A 24,314-nucleotide genomic window follows, 5' to 3' on the forward strand; every position below is an offset into this window, starting at 1 on the left:
CCCTAACTTCCAATCCATCGATTCACTTCACTACCCTTATTATAAAGTGAATTTTCTGTATTTTATATAGAGTCAGCTAGAATGTTTGCGATTTATTATTTAACTTTTAAACACGAGCAGTATTTGCTTTCTCATAACAGACTTGCAATGATTCTTCAATTATATTTAATCCTTCTTCAAGTTGCTCACCTGTAATAACTAATGGCATTAACACACGAATAACATTACCGTATGTCCCTGCTGATAGTAGGAGTAATCCGCGTTTATTTGCCTCTGCGCACAAATTAGCTGTTAACGTTTTATCAGGTGCTTTCGTCTTCCGATCTTGAACGAGCTCGAATGCACACATTGCTCCTAAACCACGCACATCACCGATGCAATTATATTTATTTTTCATCTCTTCGAATCGATTCATTACAACTTTTCCTAATTCTATCGCTCTATCATTTAAATTCTCTTTTTCTATTACATCAAGCACTGCTAATGCTGCTGCACATCCTAGTGGGCTTCCTGCATACGTTCCACCAAGCTCTCCCGGCGCAGACTCATTCATAATTTCCTTGCGCCCAATAACACCACTAATCGGTACACCAGCGCCTAATGATTTAGATACCGTAATTAAATCTGGAACGACATCATAATGATCAATGGCAAAATATTTTCCTGTACGACTAAATCCTGTTTGAATTTCATCCGCTACAAATAAGATGCCGTGTTCTGAACAAATATTGCGTACTTCTTGCACAAACTTCTTACTTGGAACGATAAATCCGCCTTCCCCTTGAACAGGTTCCATTACAACGGCTGCAATTGTTTCTGGTGCTACTTCTGATATGAAGAAATTCTTAAACTCTTCAATAATAAAGTCATCGTACTGCTCTTCCGTTAATCCTTCTGGGCGGCGATATTCGTACGGGAATGGTGCTTTATAGACTTCAGGCGCAAATGGACCAAATCCAAATTTATATGGTTTTACTTTACTTGTCATCGTCATTGTCATTAATGTACGCCCATGGAATCCTTTAGAAAATGCGATAATACCAGGTCTTTTTGTATATTTACGAGCGATTTTCACAGCGTTCTCAACCGCTTCTGCACCACTATTTAAAAATAGTACTTGCTTATCAAAACTTCCCGGCGCTAATGCCGCAAGTTTTTCTGCTAATTCAATATATGGCTCATACATCATGACATTAAATCCAGTATGAATGTATTGATCTACTTGTTTATGGAGCGCCTCTTTAACAGCTGGATGACAATGCCCTACGTTAATTGTTCCGATTGCTCCCGCGAAATCAATGTACTGATTGCCATCAACATCTGTTACAAGAGAACCATTTGCAGATTGTACAAACGTTGGGATGCCGTTACTTACTCCTTTTGGTACTATATTTTGGCGGCGTTCTAATAAAGACGCTGCTTTCGGTCCAGGAATTTGTTCATTTACTTTAGCAAATTTTTTTGTGTTCATTACGTACCCCATCCTTTTCTTTACATTGTTTTCTCTTTTCATTGCAAAATGTATGCCAACGTTCTTTCCCAGCATTCATCCTGCATACCTTCTATGTCGACATAAAAAATAAGTCTATAAAGACTCATTAAGAGTCCTTATAGACTTATTTTTCTTACACATTAGACTTTCCTTGTTCCCAAATCAACTCACCCGAATGAGAAATAAACTCCCCAACAGATTGTACTACCAAATCCGCAAGTGGTTCTAACGTTTGACGATCTCCTGTACCAGACAGTACTCCAATTGCATAGCAATTGCCACCATTTCTCGCTAAATATAAATCAGTTGGTGTATCTCCAACGACGGCTACTTCACATGCTTCTAAATGAAACTTCTCACAAAAAGATTCTACAATTCTTTTATCTGGTTTTTGTGCCGGAAATGTATCTGAAGCTACAACATAATCAAAAAAGGACTCTAATTGATATTGTTTCAAAAATAATTCTGTTGGTGCAAAATCATCAGCTGTCACAACACCTAAAATAAATCCTCTATCCTTTAAACCTTGTAAAATCCTCGGTAAATCCGCCGTCATTTTCATATAGGAGCGGTGTTCATACATAAGAGAAAATAATTTTTCACTTACCCACTCATGCATTTCCTCTTCCTTAGATGACGTAATATACTTACAAAGCCCCTTTGCTACATCGAGGCTTGTTCCGGCAGCTATTGCACTACGAGGATGAACAAATGCCCCATCCACACCGATTTCTTTTAATAAAGCCTGCTGCATTGACTGTGGGAGTTGATATAATTTTATACATTCAGCGACAAGCTCTTCAGCCACTTTTATCCAAATTGAATGAAAATCCATTAATGTCCCATCTTTATCAAATAGTATTGCCTTTACCTTCTCCATAGCATCCTACCTCTCGTTTCTTATCTCCTCCAGTGTATCAATAAAGTATGGATATAAAATAAACGAATTGTAAAAATACCATAAAAATCAAACTAACTTCCAATTTACAATTCCTCTATATAATAAAAAGGATGCCTTTACAGGGCATCCTCTTGTTGTTCAGGAACAAATAGTTCAAGACAATGATATATATTTTCGAATTCCATCGGTGCATCTCCACCGTATTCACCGTCTAAGTTAATCATTAGTTTATCTGGTGAATGCACTTTAATTCGATTTGCTTGTGTGTATAGTACTTTTGGATTGTTAATATGTTCACCACGCTGCGCTTGTGTTGCTGCTTTAATTAAGTCAGCAATAGAACCTTTTTTCAGTACTAATAAATCAAATAATCCATCGTTAATCGATGCATATGGTGCTACCTTTTCAAAGCCGCCCACTGAACGAGTATTCGTAATTAAAAACATCGTAATTTCTTCTTGTAGTAATTTCCCATCATACTCAATTTCAACATATGTTGGATGTAATGACGGTAACATTTCGATTCCTTTTAAATAGTAAGCAAGTTGGCCTAATACCGTCTTTAGCTTGCTTGGCACTTCATATGTTAATTCTGTAATACGGCCGCCACCAGCGATATTAATGAAATATGTATCATTCGCTCTACCAAGATCTAACGGAACTGTTTTCCCTTCACAAATAATATCCGCAGCCTCTTCAATAGCACGAGGTACACCGATCGCACGCGCAAAATCATTTGTCGTTCCAACTGGAATAATTCCAAACTTTGGACGATGTTCATGTCCTACTAAGCCGTTCACCACTTCATTTAATGTACCATCACCACCAGCTGCGATAACAACATCAAACTTACGATCCGCAGCTTGCCTCGCTGCCACAGTCGCATCTCCAGGACCAGTTGTCGCATGACAAGACGCTTCATATCCAGCTTGTTCTAATTTTTGTAATACTTCCGGTAAGCTCTTCTTAAATAGCTCGCGCCCAGAAGTAGGATTATAAATAATTCTTGCTCGCTTCATCATTTATTAGCACAGGAAATTTCTTTATATATTGAAAAAGAACATACCGAACTTCTATTCAGTATTCCCATGCCTACCTCCTCTCATCTTCCTATCCTTCTTTTATCTCGCTCAAACAGGCAGTAAGAACCCGATTCGTGTAGTCCATCAAAAGTAAATATTCATTTCAATGGTTTTGTTTTATTTGACAAAAAATTTATGTCCATCTATTTCCTCACAACAATTTACATATAACGAATAATAATTATCTATTATTTCATGAGATGAAAAAAACCTCTATGTCTAGATTTATCATTATTCCCACCTTTTTGCAACTATCATACCATAGTTGCTATACAAACATTTTTACACTTTTGACAGTTAATCAAACGTTTGTTTAAACGATCTTCTCTCATTTAAACAAACGTTTGATTAACCTAGAAAAACACCCATGTACGGGTGTTTTTCTGCTTAATCTTTACAAGTTACTATTATTATCGCTTATTAATCTCTTCAAGTAAGATTTTGTTAACAAGCGGCGGATTTGCTTGTCCTTTTGTAGCTTTCATAATTTGACCAACTAAGAAGCCAATTGCACGGTCTTTACCGTTTTTAAAGTCTTCGATAGATTGCTCATTATTATCAAGAATTTCTGTTACAACTTTACGAAGTGTACCCTCGTCAGAAATTTGAACAAGACCTTTTGCTTTAACGATTTCCTCTGGGTCTCCACCTTTTTCAATTAACTCGTTAAATACTTTCTTCGCGATTTTAGAAGAAATTGTACCTTTTTCAATTAATTGAACCATTTTAGATAAACCAGCAGGCGTTAATGCAACGTCTTTTAATTCTTTTTGTTGCTTGTTTAAGTATGCAAGCACTTCACCCATTAACCAGTTTGATGTTAGTTTCGCATCTGCTCCATCTTCAATTGCTGCTTCAAAGAAATCAGACATCTCTTTCGTTAATGTTAATACGTGTGCATCATAAGCTGGTAAGCCAATTTCTGCAACGTAGCGAGCTTTACGTGCATCTGGAAGTTCTGGAATCGAAGCACGAATTTCTTCTTTCCACTCATCATCGATGTAAAGTTCAACTAAGTCTGGCTCTGGGAAGTAACGGTAATCGTCAGATCCCTCTTTCACACGCATTAAGATTGTTTTCTTCGTTGCTTCATCATAACGACGTGTTTCTTGTTGGATGATACCACCAGATAACAATTCTTTCTCTTGGCGCACTTGCTCGTGCTCAAGACCTTTTTGTACGTAAGTGAATGAGTTTAAGTTTTTCAGTTCCGCTTTTGTACCGAACTTCTCTTGTCCAACTGGACGAAGGGAAATGTTCGCATCACAACGCAAGGAACCTTCTTCCATCTTACAATCAGATACGCCAGTGTATTGAATGATTGATTTTAACTTCTCTAAGTATGCATATGCTTCTTCTGGCGTACGCATATCTGGCTCAGATACGATCTCGATTAAAGGCATACCTTGACGATTGTAATCTACTAATGAACCATCAGCTGTATGCGTTGATTTACCAGCATCTTCTTCTAAATGAAGACGTGTAATACCGATACGTTTCTTTTTACCGTCTACTTCAATTTCAATCCAACCATTTTCACCAATTGGCTTATCGAATTGAGAAATTTGGTAAGCTTTCGGATTATCTGGGTAGAAATAGTTTTTACGGTCGAACTTCGTTTCCGTTGCGATTTCACAGTTTAATGCCATTGCAGCTTTCATTGCAAAGTTAACTGCTTCTTTATTTAAAGTAGGAAGTACCCCTGGGTATCCTAAGTCAATTACACTTGTTTGTGTATTTGGCTCCGCTCCGAATTCTGTTGGACTCGCAGAGAAAATTTTCGAATTTGTTTTTAACTCAACGTGAACCTCTAAACCAATAATTGTTTCTAAATTCATCTATGCTCGCCTCCTTACAGACTTGCTTTTTTTGTATGATAGTCTGTTGCTTGCTCAAACGCATGTGCAACGCGGTAAATTGTCGCTTCATCAAAGTGTTTACCAATGATTTGTAGACCAAGTGGCATGTTGTTAGCACCGAATCCACATGGAACAGAAATCGCTGGAACACCCGCTAAGTTTACTGGGATTGTTAAAATGTCATTTGCATACATTGTCATTGGATCATCAACTTTTTCGCCCACTTTAAATGCCGGAGTTGGCGTTGTTGGTCCAATAATAACATCGTAGTTAGCAAATACATTTTCAAAGTCGTTTTTAATTAATGTACGTACTTGTTGTGCTTTCTTGTAGTATGCATCATAGTAACCAGAGCTAAGTGCAAATGTACCAAGCATAATACGACGTTTTACTTCATCACCAAAACCTTCGCTACGTGTGTTTTTGTAAAGGTCTAATAAATTATTTACATTATCAGAACGAACACCGTAACGTACGCCATCAAAGCGTGAAAGGTTAGCAGATGCTTCAGAAGAAGATAATAAGTAATACGTTGCTAGAGCGTATTTAGAGTGCGGAAGAGATACTTCCTCCCAAGTTGCGCCCATACCTTCTAATACTTTTAAAGCAGCTAGTACTGACTCACGAGCTTCTTCGCCAACACCTTCTCCTAAGTATTCTTTCGGTACAGCAATGCGTAAACCTTTAACGTCGCCTGTTAAACCAGCTAAGTAGTTTCCTACTTCAACGTTAGCAGAAGTTGCATCCATACGGTCAATACCTGAAATAGCTTGTAATAAGTATGCATTATCTTCTACTGTACGTGTAATCGGTCCGATTTGGTCAAGTGAAGATGCGAATGCTACTAATCCGTAACGAGATACGCGTCCGTAAGTTGGTTTTAAACCTACAACGCCGCAATATGCAGCTGGCTGACGGATAGAACCACCCGTATCAGAACCTAGAGAGAATAATACTTCTCCTGCTGCTACAGCTGCTGCAGAACCACCACTAGATCCGCCTGGAACGTAATCTAAGTTCCATGGATTTTTCGTAGCGTAGAAACCTGAATTTTCATTTGAAGAACCCATTGCGAACTCGTCCATATTTAACTTACCTATTGTAACTGTGTCAGCAGCTTTTAACTTTTGCACAACTGTTGCATCATAAATTGGATCAAAGTTTGCTAACATTTTGCTCGCACAAGTTGTACGAAGACCGTTAGTTACAATGTTATCTTTTACACCAATTGGCATACCGAATAATAAACCATTATCTTCAGCACCAATTTTCGCGTCTAATTCTTTCGCTTTCGCGCGTGCGTTTTCTTCATCTAATGTAAGAAAAGCTTTTACGTTATCTTCAACATCCGCAATACGTTTGTAAGATTCTTCTACTAAATCCGTAACGGAAATTTCTTTGTTGTTTAACTTCTTATGTAACTCTGATACGGAATGATCAAATAATGACATCGAAATTCCCCTCCTCTATTCTAATACTGCTGGAACACGGATTTGATTATCTTTGTGATCCGGTGCATTTTTTAATACTTCTTCGACTGGTAAACCTTTTTCTGGTACATCTTCACGCATAACATTTTTCATAGTTAATACATGAGTTGTTGGTTTTACATCAGTTGTATCTAATTCATTTAACTGTTCTGCAAATGTAACAATTGCATCTAGTTGTTTTTGAAATTTTTCAGCTTCTTGATCAGTAATTGCAAGACGTGCTAAATGTGCTACGTGCTTTACATTCTCAACGGAAATTCTTGACACGGCTAGGCCACCTCCATAATATATCGTTCAATCTACAATACTATTGATGATACCAAATTTTCAGTACTTCAAGCAAGTCAACACACGGCACTTACTGCATTTTTACATAAAAAAAGAAAGGCGAATGCCTTTCTTTACGATTTACTCTTTATCTAACGGTTTATTTTTCGGAAATCTCTCGTTATCTTCTTCATTATCACGAATTGTTTTTTGTAATACAAAACAAGACATCGTTAAAAATAATGTTCCAATTAAATAATATCCTTTTACACTAAGCGTTTCATCTAACGTATAAATTCCAATTAGCATACCTGAAAGTGCACAAACAAATGAAGTCCATGCTAAAAACGTGAACGCTTGCGTATTACGTCTTCTCATTGTTCTCCCCCTCGTTAGCTGTACATCCATTATAGATAAGTATATTTACTATGATGGATTTTTATGTAAATTCTAGTTTTATATTTATAAATCTATCATAAAAGAATGCTATTTTAAAGTTAGTTTTCTGTCTAATCTGAAAAAACAGTTAAAAATATTGACATTTATTTCAATTCTGCATAAAATAAAAACAAATATTACGAACCTCGAAATATACGGGAGTGGAAATAATTGTTGCAATACGAACATTTTTTAGACTTACTGCTAGATAACGCCAAGAAACTTTTTTATCCTGAAGAATGGGTAAGCCTAGATTTAACACTTTCTAAAACAGAAGTATTTTGTTTACTTTGGATGGAGCGAAATACAGATATTACAATGACAAAAATCGCTGACCTTCTTGATATACCGATGAGTACAACGACAGGTGTTGTAAATCGCCTCGTAAAAAAGGGATATATTGAAAGGTACCGTGATGAAAACGACCGACGCATTGTATTAATTCGTTTAACAGAAAACGGCGTAATGCTCGTTCAAGAAGTAAAACAAAATGCAGCCCATTACTTTAACCTAGTGACAGAAGCATTATCAGAAGAAGAAAAAGCATTCTTACTACAAATCTTCCAAAAGATTATGAATCACATTGCTACGTCACAGCAAAAAACAGAAGAAAAGGTTTCTACACCTAAAATGAAAAACATTCCGATTGAATAAAACCCTAGTTGGGTTTTTATTCAACATTTTATTTCGGAACTCGTAATATTCGATACTCGAAACAAAGGGGATAGAATAATGAGAATTATTTTGTATACAGGTAAAGGCGGCGTAGGAAAAACTAGCATTTCAGCAGCAACAGCACTTCAAAGCGCAAAACAAGGGTTAAAAACATTAGTAATGAGTACAGATCCTGCTCATAGTTTAGGAGATTCATTTGGTATAAAGCTATCTTCTGAGCCATTAGCAATTCGTGAAAATTTGTGGGCACAAGAAATTAATACGATTTATGAGATGGAAAAAGGCTGGGGGAAATTACAGAAATATATTACAGTACTCTTCACTTTCAAAGCAGCTGATGATATTACAACAGAAGAATTAACAATGTTTCCTGGTATGGAAGATTTAATTAGCTTACTTCGCGTACTCGATTATTATAAACAAAACACATATGATGTTATTATCATTGATTGTGCTCCAACAGGAGAAACATTAGCAATGCTCAGCTTTCCAGACATGCTCGGCTGGTGGATGGAAAAATTATTTCCTATTAAAAGAAAAGTTTTAAAAGTTGTTCGTCCTGTAGCTCAACCACTTCTTGGTGTCCCCCTTCCAACCGATGATATTATGGACGAATTAACGAATACACTTGAACAACTTGGAGAAATGAGAGATATTTTATCAAACCGAGACATAACAAGTATCCGCATCGTTGTAAATCCTGAAAAGATGGTCATTAAAGAAGCTCAGCGCAGCTTTACGTATTTAAACTTATACGATTATAACGTGGATGCCATTATGATTAATCGCGTCATCCCTAACACTGTCACCGATCCTTATTTTCAAGCATGGAAAGATACTCAAAAGAAATATAAAACATTGATTCAAGATAGTTTTCAGCCGCTTCCTATTTACGAAGCTCCTATGTTTGAACAAGAGGTTGTCGGTTTGTCTATGTTAGAGCGTGTAGGAGATGCTTTATTTAAATCAGATTCTTCTCCTACGGAAGTGAAATTTAACGGTCGCACTCAATATGTAACAAAAGATGGCGATGAATATATTTTTGTATTATCCATTCCCTTCTCAAATAAAAGTGAACTTTCATTAAATCAAAAAGGTGATGAACTTATCATTCGTTCAGGTTCTGTGAAACGGAACATCACATTACCCAAAACGTTAACACACCTTTCTATTCAAGGAGCAAAATTCGAAGATGATGTACTAAACATTCGATTTGGAGGTGTAGTACATGCGTGAGGAACTACTAAGGAAGGTAATTCGTACAAAAATAAAAGTCGGTATGAATATATTAGAAGAGTTACCTGCCCCAATCCAGCAATCAGCTAAGCAAGCACTAAACATTTTGCAAGAGGAACTAGCTACTTATCCGAAAAAACAAGAGCATCATGAGGATAATTTAAAAAGTATCATAATTGAATAACTATCCCTGTATAGAGGGCCTTTTTTAGGCTTTCTATATTTTATTGGAGTGATGTAAGTTGATGAAAAAACATTCCACTATTATACTCTGGATCATTCCTTTATTATTTTTCGTTCATAACCTTGAAGAATCTTTTCAAATGCCACAATATCTTGCTAATCAATTTTCAATTCATTTTATAACAAGCCGACAATTTTTCATTGCGATTTTCGTATTAACAATCTTTGTCTTACTTATCGTCTTTCTATATCAACTAAACTTCTTGTCTTCTATATACTGGATTATTTTTATACAGGGGGCGATATTCTTCAACTCTGTTCAACATATTATTTTGTTTTTCATTTATCGTTCATATAATCCTGGCGTAATATCAGCCGTTTTCATTATGATTTTTTCTATTTTCTTTTTTTCATTCGAAAAACACCTCATTCATAAAAAACAATTCGTAATTACACTCATTTTCAGCTTATTTGCTTACCCTTTTATAATTTGGATTACCTTACTATTCGCTAGCTACTTTCATTCATAAAAAAAGACCAGGAAAACTCCTGGTCCATCACTCTACTTAACAAACATTGGATTCTACGTTATACAGAATTGGAAGGTACAAAATTAGGGTTTTGTTTGTTAAGTAGATTATATGTTGAACGAGCTAACAGCGGAGGGGTTCCTACTGTTAATCGTTAAACCCGATAATTATTTTACGATTTTTTCAAGCTCCTCAAGTGAAAGATCTACTGAAATGGAACCATCATTTGTTTCTTTCTTAATTGCATCTGTTACTTCTTTTGAATGATATAGTTCAATTACTTTTTTCAGTGTTGGATCATCTTTATCTTTTGTACGAGCTGCGAAAATATTAATATATGGCTTCGCATTTTCATTCTTTGGATCTTCTAAGAAAATTGGATCCTTCGCTGGATCTAATCCAGCTTGACCAGCAACACCGTTATTAATAACTGAAGCTGCAACATCTTTTAATACACGAGGTGTTTGCTGTGCGATAACCGGTGTAATTTTTAACTTCTTCGGATTTTCAGCAATGCCACTTGGATCTCCGAATAAGCCAAAGTCTTTCTTAAGCTTTAATAATCCAGCTGCATCAAGAAGTTTTAATGCACGAGCTTGGTTCGTTGGATCATTTGGAATCGCAATTTCTGAACCATCTGGAATTTCATTTGCCTTCTTATATTTTTCAGAGTATAAGCCCATTGGTGCAATTTGCGTTGTACCGACAGCTGTAATATCTAACTTATGCTCTTTTTTAAATTGCTCTAAGAAAGCAACGTGCTGGAATGAGTTTAGTTCAATATCTCCATCAGCTAACGCTTTATTTGGCGTTGTGTAATCAGAGAACTCAACCAGTTTAATTTTAATTCCCTCTTTTTCAGTTTTTTTCTTTAAAATTTCCCAAGCGTCTCCATCTGTTCCGGTTACGCCAACGCGAACTACTTTCTCTTTTGCTCCTGCCCCCGTGTCTCCACTTGAGCAGCCGCTTAACGCTGAAATTCCTACAATCGCTGATAATGCAAATGCTAAAATTTTCTTCATTTTCTTTTCCCCTCTTCCTTTTTATGATCTACGTAAAAAGACTTTCGCAAAGTAGTTTCCTAAATTTTGAGCTACCTGTACGAGAATAATAAGTAAAACGACCGTTACGAACATAACTGATGTATCAAAACGTTGATAACCATATGTCATCGCTAAGTCACCAAGACCGCCACCACCGACAAGCCCAGCAACTGCAGAAAATTCAATTAAACCAACTGTCATAAACGTAACACCTAAAATCAATGGCGCTAACGCTTCTGGTACAAGAATTTCAAAAACAATTCTAAATGGTGAAGCACCCATCGCTTGAGCTGCTTCAATGACTCCCTTTGGAACTGAAACAAGATTTGTTTCAACCATTCTAGCAATACCAATTGACGCAACTAACGTCATTGGAAAGATTGCTGCTGCTGTTCCAATCGTCGTTCCGATAACACTTCTTGTTAGTGGGCTTAAAGCTACTAAGAAGATGATGAATGGAACCGGACGAATTGTATTAATAATGATATTAAGAATAGAAAAGACCCATTTATTTTCTAAAAAGTTTCCTTTCCTCGTTACATATAACAGTAAACCTAGAGGTATACCAAGAATTGTAGCAAATATAAGGGTTACGATTACCATTAAGAGGGTATCCCCCGTCGCATCTACTATGCGAGGCCAAAATATACTCCAATCAACTCGCATGAGCTTCTACCTCCTTCAGCTGCACTTGCAGTCTTAGATGTTGTAATGCTTTTTGAATTTCTTTCTGCTCACCTTGCAGTTCTACAAGTAGATTTCCAAATAGCACATTTTGAAGTTCAATAATATTTCCGTACAGTACGTTTACATCGACGTTATAGTTTTTCGCGATATATGATAGTACCGGCTGCCCTGTCTCTTCCCCAGTAAATGTTAAGCGATAAATCTGTCCACCATTTTGAATTTTCCCTAGAACACTTTCCGGTAAATGATCATTAATGATGGAGCGTACAAAGTTTTGAGTTGTCTTTGTTTTTGGTTGTGTGAAAACATCAAACAGTTTTCCTTCTTCAATAACCTTTCCCTTCTCCATTACAGCTACACGGTGACAAATTTCTTTCACAACATGCATTTCATGTGTAATAAGAAGAATTGTTACATTGTATTCTCGATTTACTTTCTTTAATAAGTTCAAAATTTCTGTCGTTGTTTCTGGATCTAAAGCTGATGTTGCCTCATCACATATAAGAATGTCTGGCGATGTTGCAAGTGCTCTTGCAATGCCAACACGCTGCTTTTGTCCGCCTGATAGTTGCTCTGGATAATAGTTTGCTTTATCTTCTAATCCTACAAACTTTAGCAGTTCATTTACTCTTTCTTTTATCTCATTTTTTGGTACTTTCGCTAACCTTAATGGATAAGCAATATTCCCAAACACTGTTCTTGAATTAAATAAATTAAAACTTTGAAAAATCATCCCGATTCTTTGTCTTAGCTTCCGTAATTCTTTCGTCGATAGTGATGTAATATCTTTATCATCTATTGAAATCGTTCCCGCCGTTGGTCTCTCTAACATATTTACTAGGCGTAATAACGTACTCTTTCCAGCGCCACTAAAACCGATAATGCCAAAAATTTCGCCCTTCTCAACTGATAATGTTACATCCTCCACCGCATGAACAGATTGCCCACCTGATTCATATACTTTACTTACGTTGTTAAAAGAAATCATTTTTTCGCCTCCTATATGCTGTAAAAACTTGAAGTAGAGCTTTCGAGGTAAAATAAAAAGTGCTCTCCTTCTTATCAACCGTAAAGATTAAGAAGGAGAGCACTTATATGTACTCGGTCACATCTTCTCATCTTCCAAGCCTTTTATAAGGCTTGCTGGAGTTAGCACGGTATTAAAAAACCCGTTGCTGAGGTATCGTAGGGCCAGTCCCTCCACCTCTCTGGATAAGAATGTATCGATTTAATTGTCGTTTAATTAATTCTCATTATAGAACTCAGAATAATAAGAGTCAATACATTTTTCAGAAAAATATTAATTATTTCTCTATTAAAATTTTCAAATAAAAAATCACAATATAATATTGCTTTTTAAAGTTATGTAAAATTCTTCTCCTTCATATTTTTTTAAAAGGAGAATCCTCTCTATAAAGTGAAACTATAATCAGTGGGGGTTTTGTTCATCCCCCACTGATTATTAGTTGAACCAATCGGACATTTACGGACAGTTGATCTCCCACCTAACTTCTTTGCTCCAGCCTAATTTTGAGGTGGGAGTTTTACTGCCCGTTAATGTCGGATAAATTGAATACCATTATTTGAATATGAAACCGGAGGAAGATAAATATATGAAAACAGCTCTTTTACTCGTTGATATTCAAAATGATTATTTTCAACACGGAAAGATGGAATTGCGTAATCCAATAGAAGCAAGCAAATATGCTCGTCAGCTGCTACAACTCTTTAGAACGAAAAACGAACCTATTTTTCATATCCAACATGTAGCAATAAAAGATGACGCTACTTTTTTCCTACCCAATACAGAGGGTGTACATATTCATGAAAGCGTACGTCCACTTAGAGAAGAAACCGTTATACTCAAACATTATCCAAATAGTTTTCGCGAAACTGATCTTCTAGAACAATTACAACGTTTAGACATTGAGCACGTCGTCATATGCGGGATGATGACTCATATGTGTATTGATGCTACCGTAAGGGCTGCTTTTGATTTCGGCTTTCCATGTACCGTTATACATGATGCTTGTGCTACAAAAGATCTTTCTTTTAAGAATGCTACTATACCAGCCGTTTATATTCATAACACAATTTTGGCTAGTTTAAATGGAGTATACGCAACTATAATGAGTACAGAGGAGTTTGTGGCTACAAAAAAACACTCCCTTCAGTGAGCAAAACCGAAAAGAGTGTTTCTTGTCAAACCATAGATTTTCTTTCAAATTGTATTATACAGGAAATCCTTAAAATGAATACTAAAAAATATGACTAATAAGTCAACTTTTCTCATTGTTTTGTTTCTATTTACATGTTTATCCCGATATTAATAGGATTTAGCTAGTTCTAATTATCGAATGGTAATATACGGTAATTAGAACTAGTTTCTCCTATCAAAAACGTAACATATTATTTATCTGTTTGTTTTTGCTTCTTTTTCAAATACTCCGCACGCAATTTTTCAATTTGCTGCTTTTTATCAAATTTGGCAGGCGTCTGTTTTTCATGAAACTTTGCCACAGATACCTGACTTTTGTAATCCAATTGATATTTTCCCACTTTGTTCACCTACTTTTCTTGTCTTTAAAGAGAATCTATTCAACAAATATAATATACCTTATTTACTGAAGTAAACCTTATTACATTATTAGTTTCTCTACTTATATCTATCTTAATCCATATATAGAAATTTTTTCAAAAAAAAAAAAAAAAAAGAGATCTTCGCAGACTGCGAAGATCTCTTCTACTATTTCTTATAAAGTTTCAGAAGTAGTTTTTGCTTGCATGTGAAGTGCTAAGTAGTCAGGGCCACCAGCTTTAGAGTCTGTACCAGACATGTTAAAGCCACCGAATGGTTGGTAACCTACGATTGCACCAGTACATCCACGGTTGAAGTATAAGTTACCCACATGGAATTCTTCACGTGCTTTTTCAATATGGTCACGGTTATTAGTAACAACAGCACCTGTTAAACCGTATTCTGTATTGTTTGCAATTGCAAGTGCATGATCAAAGTCTTTTGCTTTACAGAATGCTACTACTGGTCCGAAGATTTCTTCTTTCATTAAGCGAGCATCTTCTGCAACGTCAGCAACGATTGTTGGTTGGATGAACCAGCCTTTAGAATCGTCTCCTTCGCCACCTGTTAAGATTCTACCTTCTTCTTTACCAATTGCAACATAGCTCATCACTTTATCAAATGCAGCTTGGTCATTAACAGGACCCATGTTTGTACCTAAAACAGCTGGATTAGCAACTGTTAATTCTTTCGTTAATTCAACAGCACGATTTAATACGTAATCGTATACATCTTCATGGATTACTGCACGAGAACATGCAGAACATTTTTGTCCTGAGAATCCGAATGCTGATGCTACGATAGATTTAGCTGCTAATTCAAGATCTGCTTCTTTATCAACAACGATTGTATCTTTACCACCCATTTCAGCGATAACGCGTTTTAACCAAATTTGGCCTGGGTTTACTTTCGCTGCACGCTCATAAATACGGATACCTACATCACGAGATCCAGTGAAGCTCACGAAACGTGTACGAGGGTGATCTACTAAGTAGTCACCAACTTCAGAACCATTACCTGGAACGAAGTTTACTACGCCAGCTGGTAAGCCAGCTTCTTCTAATACTTCCATGAATTTAGCTGCTACTACAGGAGTTGTACTAGCTGGTTTTAGTAATACTGTGTTACCAGAAACTAAAGCAGCTGTTGTCATACCTGCCATAATTGCGAATGGGAAGTTCCAAGGAGAAATGATAACACCTACTCCTAATGGAATGTAAGAGAAACGATTATATTCAATTGGACGGCTTTCTACTGGAATTCCGTCTTTTAATTTTAACATTTGACGACCATAATATTCCATAAAGTCGATTGCTTCTGCTGTATCAGCATCTGCCTCATTCCACGGTTTACCTGCTTCTTTTACAAGAATAGCAGAGAATTCATGCTTTCTGCGACGAACGATTGCTGCAGCACGGAATAAAATGTCTGCACGCATTTCTGGCTTTGATTTTCTCCAAGTTTGGAATGTTTCATCCGCTACTTGCATTGCTTTTTCAGCTAACTCACGGCTTGCTTTTGAAACGCGACCAACAAGTTCCTCTTTATTTGCAGGGTTTACAGAAACAATTTTGTCTTCTGTAGTGATTTTTTCTCCTCCAATAATTAATGGATAGTCTTGTCCAAGATAAGATTCTACTTTCTTTAAACCTTCTTCAAACGCTAATTTGTTAGCCTCCACTGAAAAATCTGTAAATGGCTCATGTTTGTATGCTACTACCATTCTTTTTAGCCTCCCCTTAGAAAAACGTTTACATTTTACAACATTATTCTACACGATAATTTAGATTTATTCAAATATTCCTAGACTTATATTTTAAAAATTAATAAATTTTTAAAATATAATAAAAAAATAGAGTTATACATACGTATAACTCTACAAAATATGAGTATATTCCAAAATGTTTTTTCCAATCAATAAAATAGTTACTAACAAAAATAAAGTTCTTACATATCCAACACCTTTTTGTACTGCAAACTTCGATCCAAAATAAGCGCCAAAAATCATCGACAATCCCATAATAATACCGTATTCAAAATGAATTACGTCTAAAAATAAAAAAGTAATTAAAGATACGATATTACTAACAAAGTTCAAAAGTTTTCCAGATGCTGCCGCTTGAATAAAATCCAAACCAACTAATAAAAATGCAAAAATTAAAAAGGATCCTGTCCCTGGTCCAAAAAAACCATCGTAAAACCCTATCATTAAAATAACAAAGAAAAATATTAATGTTTTTCTTTTCGTCATCTTCTTATAGGTAGATACACTTCCCCAATCCTTTTTTGCAATAATATAAATGGCAATAAACACCAACATCACAAGCACTAACGGACGTAAAATATCCGGCGGAATAAACTTTACTACTAAAGTGCCTGCGACCGCTCCTATAACAGTTAACGGGATTAACTTTCCTACAATTTTAAAATCGACCTTTCCTGATCGAATAAAATAAACTGCACTCGTAAACGTCCCCATCGTTGCAGCTAATTTATTCGTTGCAATTGCCGAAGCTGGTGGCAAACCAACAAACATAAGTGCCGGAAGCGAGATTAATCCTCCACCGCCAACAACTGAATCAATAAAAGCTGCTAAAAAGCCGAATGCAATTAATAAAATAATGACTTGAAAACTTAATTCGTCCATGTGCTTTACCCCTTGCCCCATTATTTATAACATTTTAAATTATAACAAAATTACCTAAGAAAAAAAGCCGTTCCACAAAGGAACGGCCCTTCTATTTAATCTAAAATTTTCACAAATGGTTCATCTTGCTTCGCTTCACGTATAATAATCGCTTCTGGACGTTCTACAGATTTAATCGTTACTTGTACTTTCATATAATTCGGGAAGTATTCCATAACAAGCCCGGCTACATATTGTGTAAAACCAATTATTTCTGCTTTCCCATTAAACTGGACAGGAATATCAAGCTTTATTTCTCTTAATTCATCATCTCTATACATACCAGTACCGATAACAGCTGTATAGTCTCCTTGGAAATAATCCCCTAGTTTTGCTTTAAAGTTTGATACTCTCGCCAGATCTTCACGTTTATTATCTGTTTTCGCTTGTTCAGATGGGAACAAATAATAGTTCTCATTAATTTGTTTCCAATCCTCAACCGTTTCACTGCCTTTTTCGACATTTGCATAAGAAACAAAGTTACCTGGCACGAGTGAAGCCTTTGGAGCCTGACGATAAATTGCAAATGTTATCGGAAGATTTTTTGTTGCAGGCTGTCTTTGATGCATAAATTTCAAGACTTCTTGCGCCATTTTTTTCCCTTCCGCTAACATTTTTTCTTGCTCAATTTCAGCCTCACGCGGATAACCATGCTCTTCCTCGTAATAATGAACCGAATTCATCGCTAAACCAACTACTATGCCTTTGCGCTCATCTGTTTCGCCTTTTTTCACATAATAATCATGCTCTAAAATATTTGAAATATATATTGGATTTTTTTTATTTTTTGCCTCTAATGATTCAGATCCTCCACCTAACGCTGGGTTTAACCCAATGTTTGGAAATTTAACTGCATCTTTTTTTAATTTGTCCTCTAGTTCCTTTTGTTCAGCATCTGTACGCTTTCTTTTAACAAGCATCTGCACATTTTGAGTATCTAGAACATCTCCACCTTTAAAGAAATGATCTTTCGTACTAAAGGATTCTTTTGCAATACGCATTAATCCTGTTTCAAATTCATCTATATCAAGACGATTACTTAATCCTTGTACAACTAATCCGCGTGCAGCTCCTGCTTCAAATGGAATAGTCGCCTTATAATATTCATCCGAAATAGCGTACTTCGGAACGATTGCTTGTTCTTTTGCTTTCCCCGATTTCTCAACCACTTTTTCATCTTTATCGGCACCTGCACTACACCCACTTACGAGTAGGCCAAGGCTTAATACCGCTAATGCTATTTTTTTCATGGTAAGTTTGCACCTCTTACTTATTTAGCTCTTGTAAGAACCTCTCTTCATTCCAAACCTCAACATTATGCTTCTCTGCTTGTGCTAATTTCGAACCTGCCGCTTCACCTGCAACAACTAAATCCGTACTTTTACTAACACTTCCTGTGACTTTTCCACCTAATGCCTCAATCTTCTTCTTCGCTTCACTACGTCCCATAACTTCTAATTTACCTGTTAAAACGACAGTTTTTCCTGCGAAGCAAGATTCAACATTTTGTAAATCAGCCATTTTTATACCTTTGTATGCCATATTCACGCCATACTCTTTAAATTGTTGTAATAACTCTAATACGTCTTCATTATCAAAATACGTCACGACAGATTGAGCCATTTTTTCACCAATTTCATTAATTGCTTTTAGTTCTTCTTCCGTTGCTTTCACAAGCGCATCCATCGTTTCAAAATGCTCTGCAAATGTACGGGCTGCTTTCGCTCCGACATGGCGAATACCAAGACCGAATAATAATCGCTCTAATGAGTTTTCTTTAGAATTCTCAATTGCTTGTACTAAATTCGTTGCTGATTTTTCACCGAATCGTTCTAACTGCAATAATTGCTCTTTCGTCAACGAATATAAATCAGCGAATGTACGAATATAATCAGCATCAAAGAGTTGTGTAATGACACGTTCTCCAAGTCCATCAATATTCATTGCATTTCTTGAAACGAAATGGATTAATCCTTCTCGAATTTGAGCCGGACAAGTTGGATTTATACAGCGAAGTGCTACCTCTTCTTCTAAACGAACTAGTTCACTCTCACATGCTGGGCAATGCGTTGGCATATGATATTCTTCTTCCTCACCAGTACGCTTATCAAAAATAACGTTCACAACTTCAGGAATAATATCTCCGGCCTTCTTCACAACAACATAGTCACCAATTCGAATGTCTTTTTCACGAATTAAATCTTCGTTATGTAAAGAGGCACGACGAACGATAGTACCAGCCACTCGCACTGCCTCTAGCTCTGCAGTCGGTGTTACAACCCCTGTGCGACCAACACTTAATTCAATGCCTGTTAATCTTGTTACAACTTCTTCAGCCGGGAATTTATAAGCAATCGCCCATCTTGGACTCTTTGCTGTAGTTCCTAAACTTTCTTGAAGAGCAACATCATCCACTTTTATAACGATTCCATCGATCTCATAATCAAGATGCGGGCGTTTTTCTTGCCATTCTTCTACATAAGCTATAACTTCTTCGATTGTTTCACATGTACGACGATTTGGATTTGTTTTGAATCCAAGTTCACCTAAGAAATCAAGCGATTCACTATGTGATGGAATTGTTTTTTCTTCTACATTCGCAAGACCGTACACAAACATAGATAAGTTACGCTTCGCTGCAATTTTTGGATCAAGTTGGCGTATTGAACCTGCTGCCGCATTACGCGGATTCGCAAATACATCTTCACCATTTTGTTCTTTTTCTTCATTTAACTTAACGAATGAACGCTTCGGCATATAAACTTCGCCTCGTGCTTCTAATGTTACTTCTTCATTTAAACGGAGCGGGATCGCTTTAATCGTTTTTAAATTTTGAGTAATATCTTCACCTGTTACACCATCACCACGCGTTGCCCCTTGAATGAAGCGTCCTTTTTCATAATGAAGTGAAACAGCAAGTCCGTCAATTTTTAATTCGCATATATATCTTACATTCGCATCATCAATTCCTTGGCGTACTCGTCGGTCGAAATCACGTAAATCTCCTTCGTTAAATGCATTTCCTAAACTTAACATCGGTGACTTATGTGTTACTTTTTCAAATATATCTAGAACAGTTCCCCCAACGCGAATGGAGGGAGAGTCTTCACTCATAAACTCTGGATTCTCTGCTTCTAATTTTATAAGCTCCTGCATATTACGGTCATACTCCGCATCAGAAACAGAAGGATTGTCTAATACGTGATACTGATAATTAAATGTATTTAACAAATCACGCAGTTCTTCTATACGTTGTTTTGCTATCTCTTTTGACATATCCTCATTCCTTTCCTATTGTTTCGTCACAGGTGCAAATTTTGCTAACAAACGTTTAACACCAATTGGGCTTGGGAACGCAATATCTAATTCTTTTGCATCACCTTCACCTTTTACACTGACAACTGTACCGACTCCCCATTTTTGGTGGGAAGCTTTATCGCCTACTGCCCAGCCAATTTGCTCGCCACCTGTCGTCTTAGCTGCAGGACGCACGAAAGCTGAACGAGAGCGTGTTGTGGTTGTAGTTGTCATTCTACTTGTACTTGTCGTTCTTCCTTTTGCACCAAACGAAGTTTCACGCTTTGGCGCTGTTTCATTTAACGATTCTACTAGCTCTGCCGGGATTTCTGTAATAAATCGAGAAGCAGCGTTCATACTTGTTCTACCAAATAAAGTACGCATTTGTGCATTGGATAAATATAACTCTTCTTCTGCACGAGTAATACCTACATAAGCAAGGCGACGCTCTTCTTGCATTTCATCTTCTTCCATTAGAGAACGAGTATGTGGGAATATTCCTTCCTCTAACCCAACAATAAAGACAACTGGGAACTCTAACCCTTTCGCTGAGTGCATCGTCATTAAAATAACTTCCTCACCCGCAGTTGGATCTTCATCGACACGATCAATATCAGCAACAAGCGCTAAGTCTGTTAAGAATGCAACAAGGCTCTTATCTTCGCTTTGAGATTCAAATGTTTGCGTAACAGATAAAAACTCATCTAAGTTCTCTAAACGACCTTCTGCTTCTAAAGTACGCTCGTTTTTCAACATATCGCGATAGCCTGTTTTTTCAATAACTTCTTCTACCAATTCTGTAACAGATAAATACTCTTGCATATTTACCCAGTTGTGTAATAGACCTGCGAATTCTTTTACTGCCTTTGTTATTTTTGCACTTACACCAACATGCTCAATCTCATCGAATACAGCAGTTAATGAAATTCCATTTTGTACACCGTAATTAATAATTTTATCGATAGAAGTCGCACCAATTCCGCGCTTTGGCATGTTAATAATACGTGCGAAACTAATCTCATCATCTGGATTCCCAATTAAACGTAAATACGCCAAAATATCTTTAATCTCTTTACGATCGTAGAACTTCGTACCGCCGACAATTTTGTAAGGAATATTAGATTTCAGGAAAATCTCCTCGACCATACGAGACTGGGCATTTGTACGATATAATACTGCAAAGTCCGTATATTTTCGTTTTCCCATTTGAATATCGTCACGAATTTTTTTCGCAACAAAATATGCTTCGTCTTTTTCCGTCGCAGCACGGTAATATGAGATTTTGCTTCCAACTTGATTGTCTGTCCATAATTTTTTCGGTTTACGGTTTGAATTTTTTTCAATAACAGCATTCGCTGCATTTAAAATATTTTGTGACGAACGATAGTTTTGTTCTAACAGAATAACTTGCGCATTCTCATAGTCTTTTTCGAATGACAAAATGTTAGAAATGTCAGCCCCACGCCAGCGGTAAATAGACTGATCTGAGTCACCTACAACACATAAATTTTTAAAACGTGCTGCTAAATGTTTTACAAGAAGGTACTGCGCTTTGTTCGTATCTTGATACTCATCCACGTGAATATATTGGAACTTACGCTGATAAAACTCTAGTACTTCTGGAACACGTTCAAATAGCTGAATCGTTGTCATAATTAAATCATCAAAGTCTAATGAGTTATTTTTCAGAAGACGTTTTTGATATTCTGTATATACATCACTCGTTAATTTTTCATATGGATCAGCGATTGTAATTTTTTTCGCATATTTATCTGCAGATAACAATTCATTTTTCGCATTACTAATACCAGCTAAAATAGAGCGTGGCTCAAATTTCTTCGGATCAATATTGCGCTCTTTCATAATTTTTTTGACTACAGTTAACTGATCGCCTGAATCTAAGATTGTAAAGTTACGATTAATACCAATACGATCGATATCACGTCGTAAAATACGTACACACATAGAGTGGAACGTAGAAATCCAAATATCTTCTGCTTCTGGTCCGACAAGTGTATCAATACGCTCGCGCATTTCTCGAGCCGCTTTATTTGTAAAGGTAATAGCTAGTACATTCCATGGCGCTACACCTTTTTCACCAAGTAAATACGCAATACGATGTGTTAACACACGTGTTTTACCACTACCTGCACCTGCCATTAATAGAAGTGGTCCGTTCGTTGTTTGTACTGCTTTTTGTTGCTGCGGATTTAAACCATTTAATAACTTATCTGTCTTACTCATATACGCCTGCACCTACTCTCCTTTTACTGCTTTAACTGTTTTTAACGCGGATTTTATATCATCATAAATAATATTCCCAACCACTACTGTATCAGCGTATTGTGCCATTTCCTTCGCTTGTTCAGCATTAGAAATACCGCCGCCATAATATAACTTCGCTTGTTTTAATTCTGCTTTTACATTTTTAACAAGTTCAACGTCTCCATACGTACCGCTATATTCTAAATAAAATATCGGTAAACGTAATAGCTTGTCTGCTAAACGCGCGTATGCAATTACATCATCTTCTGTTACATCACATTTCGCATCTGTAAGCTGAGCTACTTTCGCTTCCGGATTTAAAACACAATACCCTTCCATGAAAATTTCGTCCCAGTCCATAATATCCCCAAATTCTTTCAAAGCCTCATGATGAACACCTGTTACCCATTCTACCTTTCGGCTATTTAAAACGCTTGGGATATAATAAAAATCAAATCCTGGTGTAATTGCTTCCACATCAGAAACCTCTAACACACAAGGAACTGCATATCTACGAATGCTAACTAGCATGTGTAATACATTATCAATTGTAACTCCATCACTTCCGCCTACAATAACAGCATCTGTTCCAGACTCACAAATCATTTCTAAATGTTCGTCACTTAACTCCTTATTTGGATCAAGCTTAAATACATGTTTCCACCCGGAAATATCGTACATGAAAACACCCTTTCTTTTCTCTAGTTATATATATTTCTGCTCAAAATAACAGTTTATTTTCATCAGGATTTTTTTAACTTCATCTTAAATATTTGTTTAAAACGGAGAATTAAGTTTGGAATTCCCTCTTCCATAGTTTTTCAAACGAGAGGATTTAATTTTGAACTTCCTTTTGTGCATTCTTTCATTATAACAAAAAAAGCTACTTACACACACGCACATTCCAACATCTTTTTCAACGTCAAATGTTGGATTACATATCCCCAAAATCACACGGGATACTAATAAGAGAAATAGTATTATCTATTTCAACTTTCATAAAAAGGAGTGTTTTTCTAATGAAGCAAAACATCGGTACAATAAATGCCCTAATTCGAATTACACTCGGACTTATCCTCTTCGGCTGTAGTAGTGCTAAACTTGTACGCAAGCCGTGGTGCACTTGGTCTAACGTCTTGCTATGGATTGGTGCAATGAAAATCGCAGAGGGAATTGTTCGTTTCTGCCCCGTTGTTGAAATGTGGAAATTCGGAAAATACATGAATATGGGGGCATTTAAAATGCCTAGCATGAATTTTACCGAAAAGGGACATGCTAAAGAAGAAGTGAACCAAACTTCCAACCACGACAAACCAAAGTCAAATGGAAGTTATGACACTTCTGACAAAGAGATTGAGTCAGCGATTGAAGATATAATCCTGGCAAAACCGCTTTGAATCATTTGTCACGATGCAAGATGCTCTCAAAGGGACTTAGCTGCTGCAGTGGGCGGTTAAGTCTTCTTTATTTTACCACAAAATAGAACATACATTCTCATTTCAAACCTCAAAATATACATAAGAAATACCTAATCAATAATTTCAGAAAATTAGGTGTAAAGCCCTTGCATAAAATGATATAAAAGTGATATCATTTTTATATCAG

Annotated in this window: 23 protein-coding genes and 1 riboswitch; of the genes, 6 read left to right on the forward strand and 17 right to left on the reverse strand. The window is 36.4% G+C overall.

The window, feature by feature from the left end:
* Positions 1-106: 106 nt before the first annotated feature.
* The 7 genes from gabT to ACSG5Z_RS26270 all read right to left on the reverse strand — a co-directional run bounded on the left by gabT (position 107) and on the right by ACSG5Z_RS26270 (position 7,469).
* Positions 107-1,471, reverse strand: a complete 1,365-nt coding sequence (gene gabT / locus ACSG5Z_RS26240; RefSeq protein ID WP_435712534.1) for a 4-aminobutyrate--2-oxoglutarate transaminase — start codon at positions 1,469-1,471, stop codon at positions 107-109.
* Positions 1,472-1,625: 154 nt separating this feature from the next.
* Positions 1,626-2,372, reverse strand: a complete 747-nt coding sequence (locus ACSG5Z_RS26245; protein ID WP_088080305.1) for an HAD family hydrolase — start codon at positions 2,370-2,372, stop codon at positions 1,626-1,628.
* Positions 2,373-2,509: 137 nt separating this feature from the next.
* A complete protein-coding gene (locus tag ACSG5Z_RS26250) occupies positions 2,510-3,415 on the reverse strand; it encodes a diacylglycerol kinase (RefSeq protein ID WP_000977669.1) in 906 nt (301 codons plus the stop codon).
* 470 nt (positions 3,416-3,885) lie between these two features.
* Entirely contained in the window at positions 3,886-5,313 is a 1,428-nt protein-coding gene (gene gatB, locus ACSG5Z_RS26255) for an Asp-tRNA(Asn)/Glu-tRNA(Gln) amidotransferase subunit GatB (RefSeq protein ID WP_001047688.1), read from the reverse strand.
* 14 nt (positions 5,314-5,327) lie between these two features.
* Positions 5,328-6,785 (reverse strand): Asp-tRNA(Asn)/Glu-tRNA(Gln) amidotransferase subunit GatA, encoded by a 1,458-nt coding sequence (gatA, locus tag ACSG5Z_RS26260; RefSeq protein ID WP_000051449.1) that lies wholly within the window; start codon positions 6,783-6,785, stop codon positions 5,328-5,330.
* Positions 6,786-6,800: 15 nt separating this feature from the next.
* On the reverse strand, positions 6,801-7,091 hold the full coding sequence (gatC, locus tag ACSG5Z_RS26265; protein WP_000086999.1) for an Asp-tRNA(Asn)/Glu-tRNA(Gln) amidotransferase subunit GatC: 291 nt from the start codon (positions 7,089-7,091) through the stop codon (positions 6,801-6,803).
* 141 nt (positions 7,092-7,232) lie between these two features.
* On the reverse strand, positions 7,233-7,469 hold the full coding sequence (locus tag ACSG5Z_RS26270; RefSeq protein WP_001254393.1) for a YiaA/YiaB family inner membrane protein: 237 nt from the start codon (positions 7,467-7,469) through the stop codon (positions 7,233-7,235).
* A 231-nt stretch (positions 7,470-7,700) separates the two neighbouring features.
* On the opposite strand from ACSG5Z_RS26270, the gene ACSG5Z_RS26275 reads away from it, so the two are divergent.
* The 4 genes from ACSG5Z_RS26275 to ACSG5Z_RS26290 all read left to right on the forward strand — a co-directional run bounded on the left by ACSG5Z_RS26275 (position 7,701) and on the right by ACSG5Z_RS26290 (position 10,153).
* A complete protein-coding gene (locus tag ACSG5Z_RS26275; RefSeq protein WP_000942477.1) occupies positions 7,701-8,183 on the forward strand; it encodes a MarR family winged helix-turn-helix transcriptional regulator in 483 nt (160 codons plus the stop codon).
* A gap of 75 nt (positions 8,184-8,258) precedes the next feature.
* On the forward strand, positions 8,259-9,440 hold the full coding sequence (locus ACSG5Z_RS26280) for an ArsA family ATPase (RefSeq protein ID WP_435712561.1): 1,182 nt from the start codon (positions 8,259-8,261) through the stop codon (positions 9,438-9,440).
* On the forward strand, positions 9,433-9,624 hold the full coding sequence (locus ACSG5Z_RS26285; protein WP_087982231.1) for a DUF3926 domain-containing protein: 192 nt from the start codon (positions 9,433-9,435) through the stop codon (positions 9,622-9,624). The genes ACSG5Z_RS26280 and ACSG5Z_RS26285 overlap by 8 nt, the downstream gene beginning before the upstream one ends.
* 61 nt (positions 9,625-9,685) lie before the next feature.
* Positions 9,686-10,153 carry an HXXEE domain-containing protein gene (locus ACSG5Z_RS26290; RefSeq protein ID WP_137036623.1) on the forward strand — a complete coding sequence of 156 codons (468 nt, stop codon included), beginning with the start codon at positions 9,686-9,688 and terminating at the stop codon, positions 10,151-10,153.
* A gap of 167 nt (positions 10,154-10,320) precedes the next feature.
* On the opposite strand, the gene ACSG5Z_RS26295 is transcribed toward ACSG5Z_RS26290, so the two are convergent.
* From ACSG5Z_RS26295 to ACSG5Z_RS26305, 3 genes are read right to left on the reverse strand one after another with little or no spacing between them, the layout of a single operon-like run.
* Positions 10,321-11,175 carry a MetQ/NlpA family ABC transporter substrate-binding protein gene (locus ACSG5Z_RS26295; protein ID WP_435712538.1) on the reverse strand — a complete coding sequence of 285 codons (855 nt, stop codon included), beginning with the start codon at positions 11,173-11,175 and terminating at the stop codon, positions 10,321-10,323.
* Between the two features lie 21 nt (positions 11,176-11,196).
* Entirely contained in the window at positions 11,197-11,862 is a 666-nt protein-coding gene (locus ACSG5Z_RS26300; RefSeq protein WP_001261880.1) for a methionine ABC transporter permease, read from the reverse strand.
* Complete coding sequence (locus tag ACSG5Z_RS26305; RefSeq protein WP_046953719.1) at positions 11,852-12,871, reverse strand: methionine ABC transporter ATP-binding protein; 1,020 nt, start codon at positions 12,869-12,871, stop codon at positions 11,852-11,854. The genes ACSG5Z_RS26300 and ACSG5Z_RS26305 overlap by 11 nt, the downstream gene beginning before the upstream one ends.
* A gap of 124 nt (positions 12,872-12,995) precedes the next feature.
* A riboswitch (SAM riboswitch) is annotated at positions 12,996-13,102 on the reverse strand.
* Positions 13,103-13,496: 394 nt separating this feature from the next.
* On the opposite strand from ACSG5Z_RS26305, the gene ACSG5Z_RS26310 reads away from it, so the two are divergent.
* Positions 13,497-14,060 (forward strand): cysteine hydrolase family protein, encoded by a 564-nt coding sequence (locus ACSG5Z_RS26310; protein WP_435712539.1) that lies wholly within the window; start codon positions 13,497-13,499, stop codon positions 14,058-14,060.
* Positions 14,061-14,292: 232 nt separating this feature from the next.
* Here ACSG5Z_RS26310 and ACSG5Z_RS26315 read toward each other — a convergent pair whose 3' ends face one another.
* The 7 genes from ACSG5Z_RS26315 to pcrB all read right to left on the reverse strand — a co-directional run bounded on the left by ACSG5Z_RS26315 (position 14,293) and on the right by pcrB (position 23,390).
* On the reverse strand, positions 14,293-14,442 hold the full coding sequence (locus ACSG5Z_RS26315) for a hypothetical protein (protein WP_000521654.1): 150 nt from the start codon (positions 14,440-14,442) through the stop codon (positions 14,293-14,295).
* A gap of 194 nt (positions 14,443-14,636) precedes the next feature.
* Positions 14,637-16,184 (reverse strand): L-glutamate gamma-semialdehyde dehydrogenase, encoded by a 1,548-nt coding sequence (pruA, locus tag ACSG5Z_RS26320; protein WP_087982225.1) that lies wholly within the window; start codon positions 16,182-16,184, stop codon positions 14,637-14,639.
* 153 nt (positions 16,185-16,337) lie between these two features.
* Complete coding sequence (locus ACSG5Z_RS26325; protein ID WP_435712542.1) at positions 16,338-17,108, reverse strand: TSUP family transporter; 771 nt, start codon at positions 17,106-17,108, stop codon at positions 16,338-16,340.
* A 95-nt stretch (positions 17,109-17,203) separates the two neighbouring features.
* Positions 17,204-18,397, reverse strand: a complete 1,194-nt coding sequence (locus tag ACSG5Z_RS26330; protein ID WP_435712544.1) for a CamS family sex pheromone protein — start codon at positions 18,395-18,397, stop codon at positions 17,204-17,206.
* Positions 18,398-18,413: 16 nt separating this feature from the next.
* Positions 18,414-20,423, reverse strand: coding sequence for an NAD-dependent DNA ligase LigA (gene ligA / locus ACSG5Z_RS26335; RefSeq protein WP_435712545.1), 2,010 nt, complete (start codon positions 20,421-20,423; stop codon positions 18,414-18,416).
* Positions 20,424-20,438: 15 nt separating this feature from the next.
* Complete coding sequence (pcrA, locus tag ACSG5Z_RS26340; protein ID WP_435712547.1) at positions 20,439-22,688, reverse strand: DNA helicase PcrA; 2,250 nt, start codon at positions 22,686-22,688, stop codon at positions 20,439-20,441.
* A gap of 12 nt (positions 22,689-22,700) precedes the next feature.
* Positions 22,701-23,390, reverse strand: coding sequence for a heptaprenylglyceryl phosphate synthase (pcrB, locus tag ACSG5Z_RS26345; RefSeq protein WP_000272092.1), 690 nt, complete (start codon positions 23,388-23,390; stop codon positions 22,701-22,703).
* 338 nt (positions 23,391-23,728) lie between these two features.
* On the opposite strand from pcrB, the gene ACSG5Z_RS26350 reads away from it, so the two are divergent.
* On the forward strand, positions 23,729-24,106 hold the full coding sequence (locus tag ACSG5Z_RS26350) for a YgaP family membrane protein (protein ID WP_088609269.1): 378 nt from the start codon (positions 23,729-23,731) through the stop codon (positions 24,104-24,106).
* Positions 24,107-24,314 lie beyond the last annotated feature (208 nt).

The sequence above is a fragment of the Bacillus pretiosus genome (assembly GCF_051294775.1).
GTDB classification, from domain to species: domain Bacteria; phylum Bacillota; class Bacilli; order Bacillales; family Bacillaceae_G; genus Bacillus_A; species Bacillus_A wiedmannii.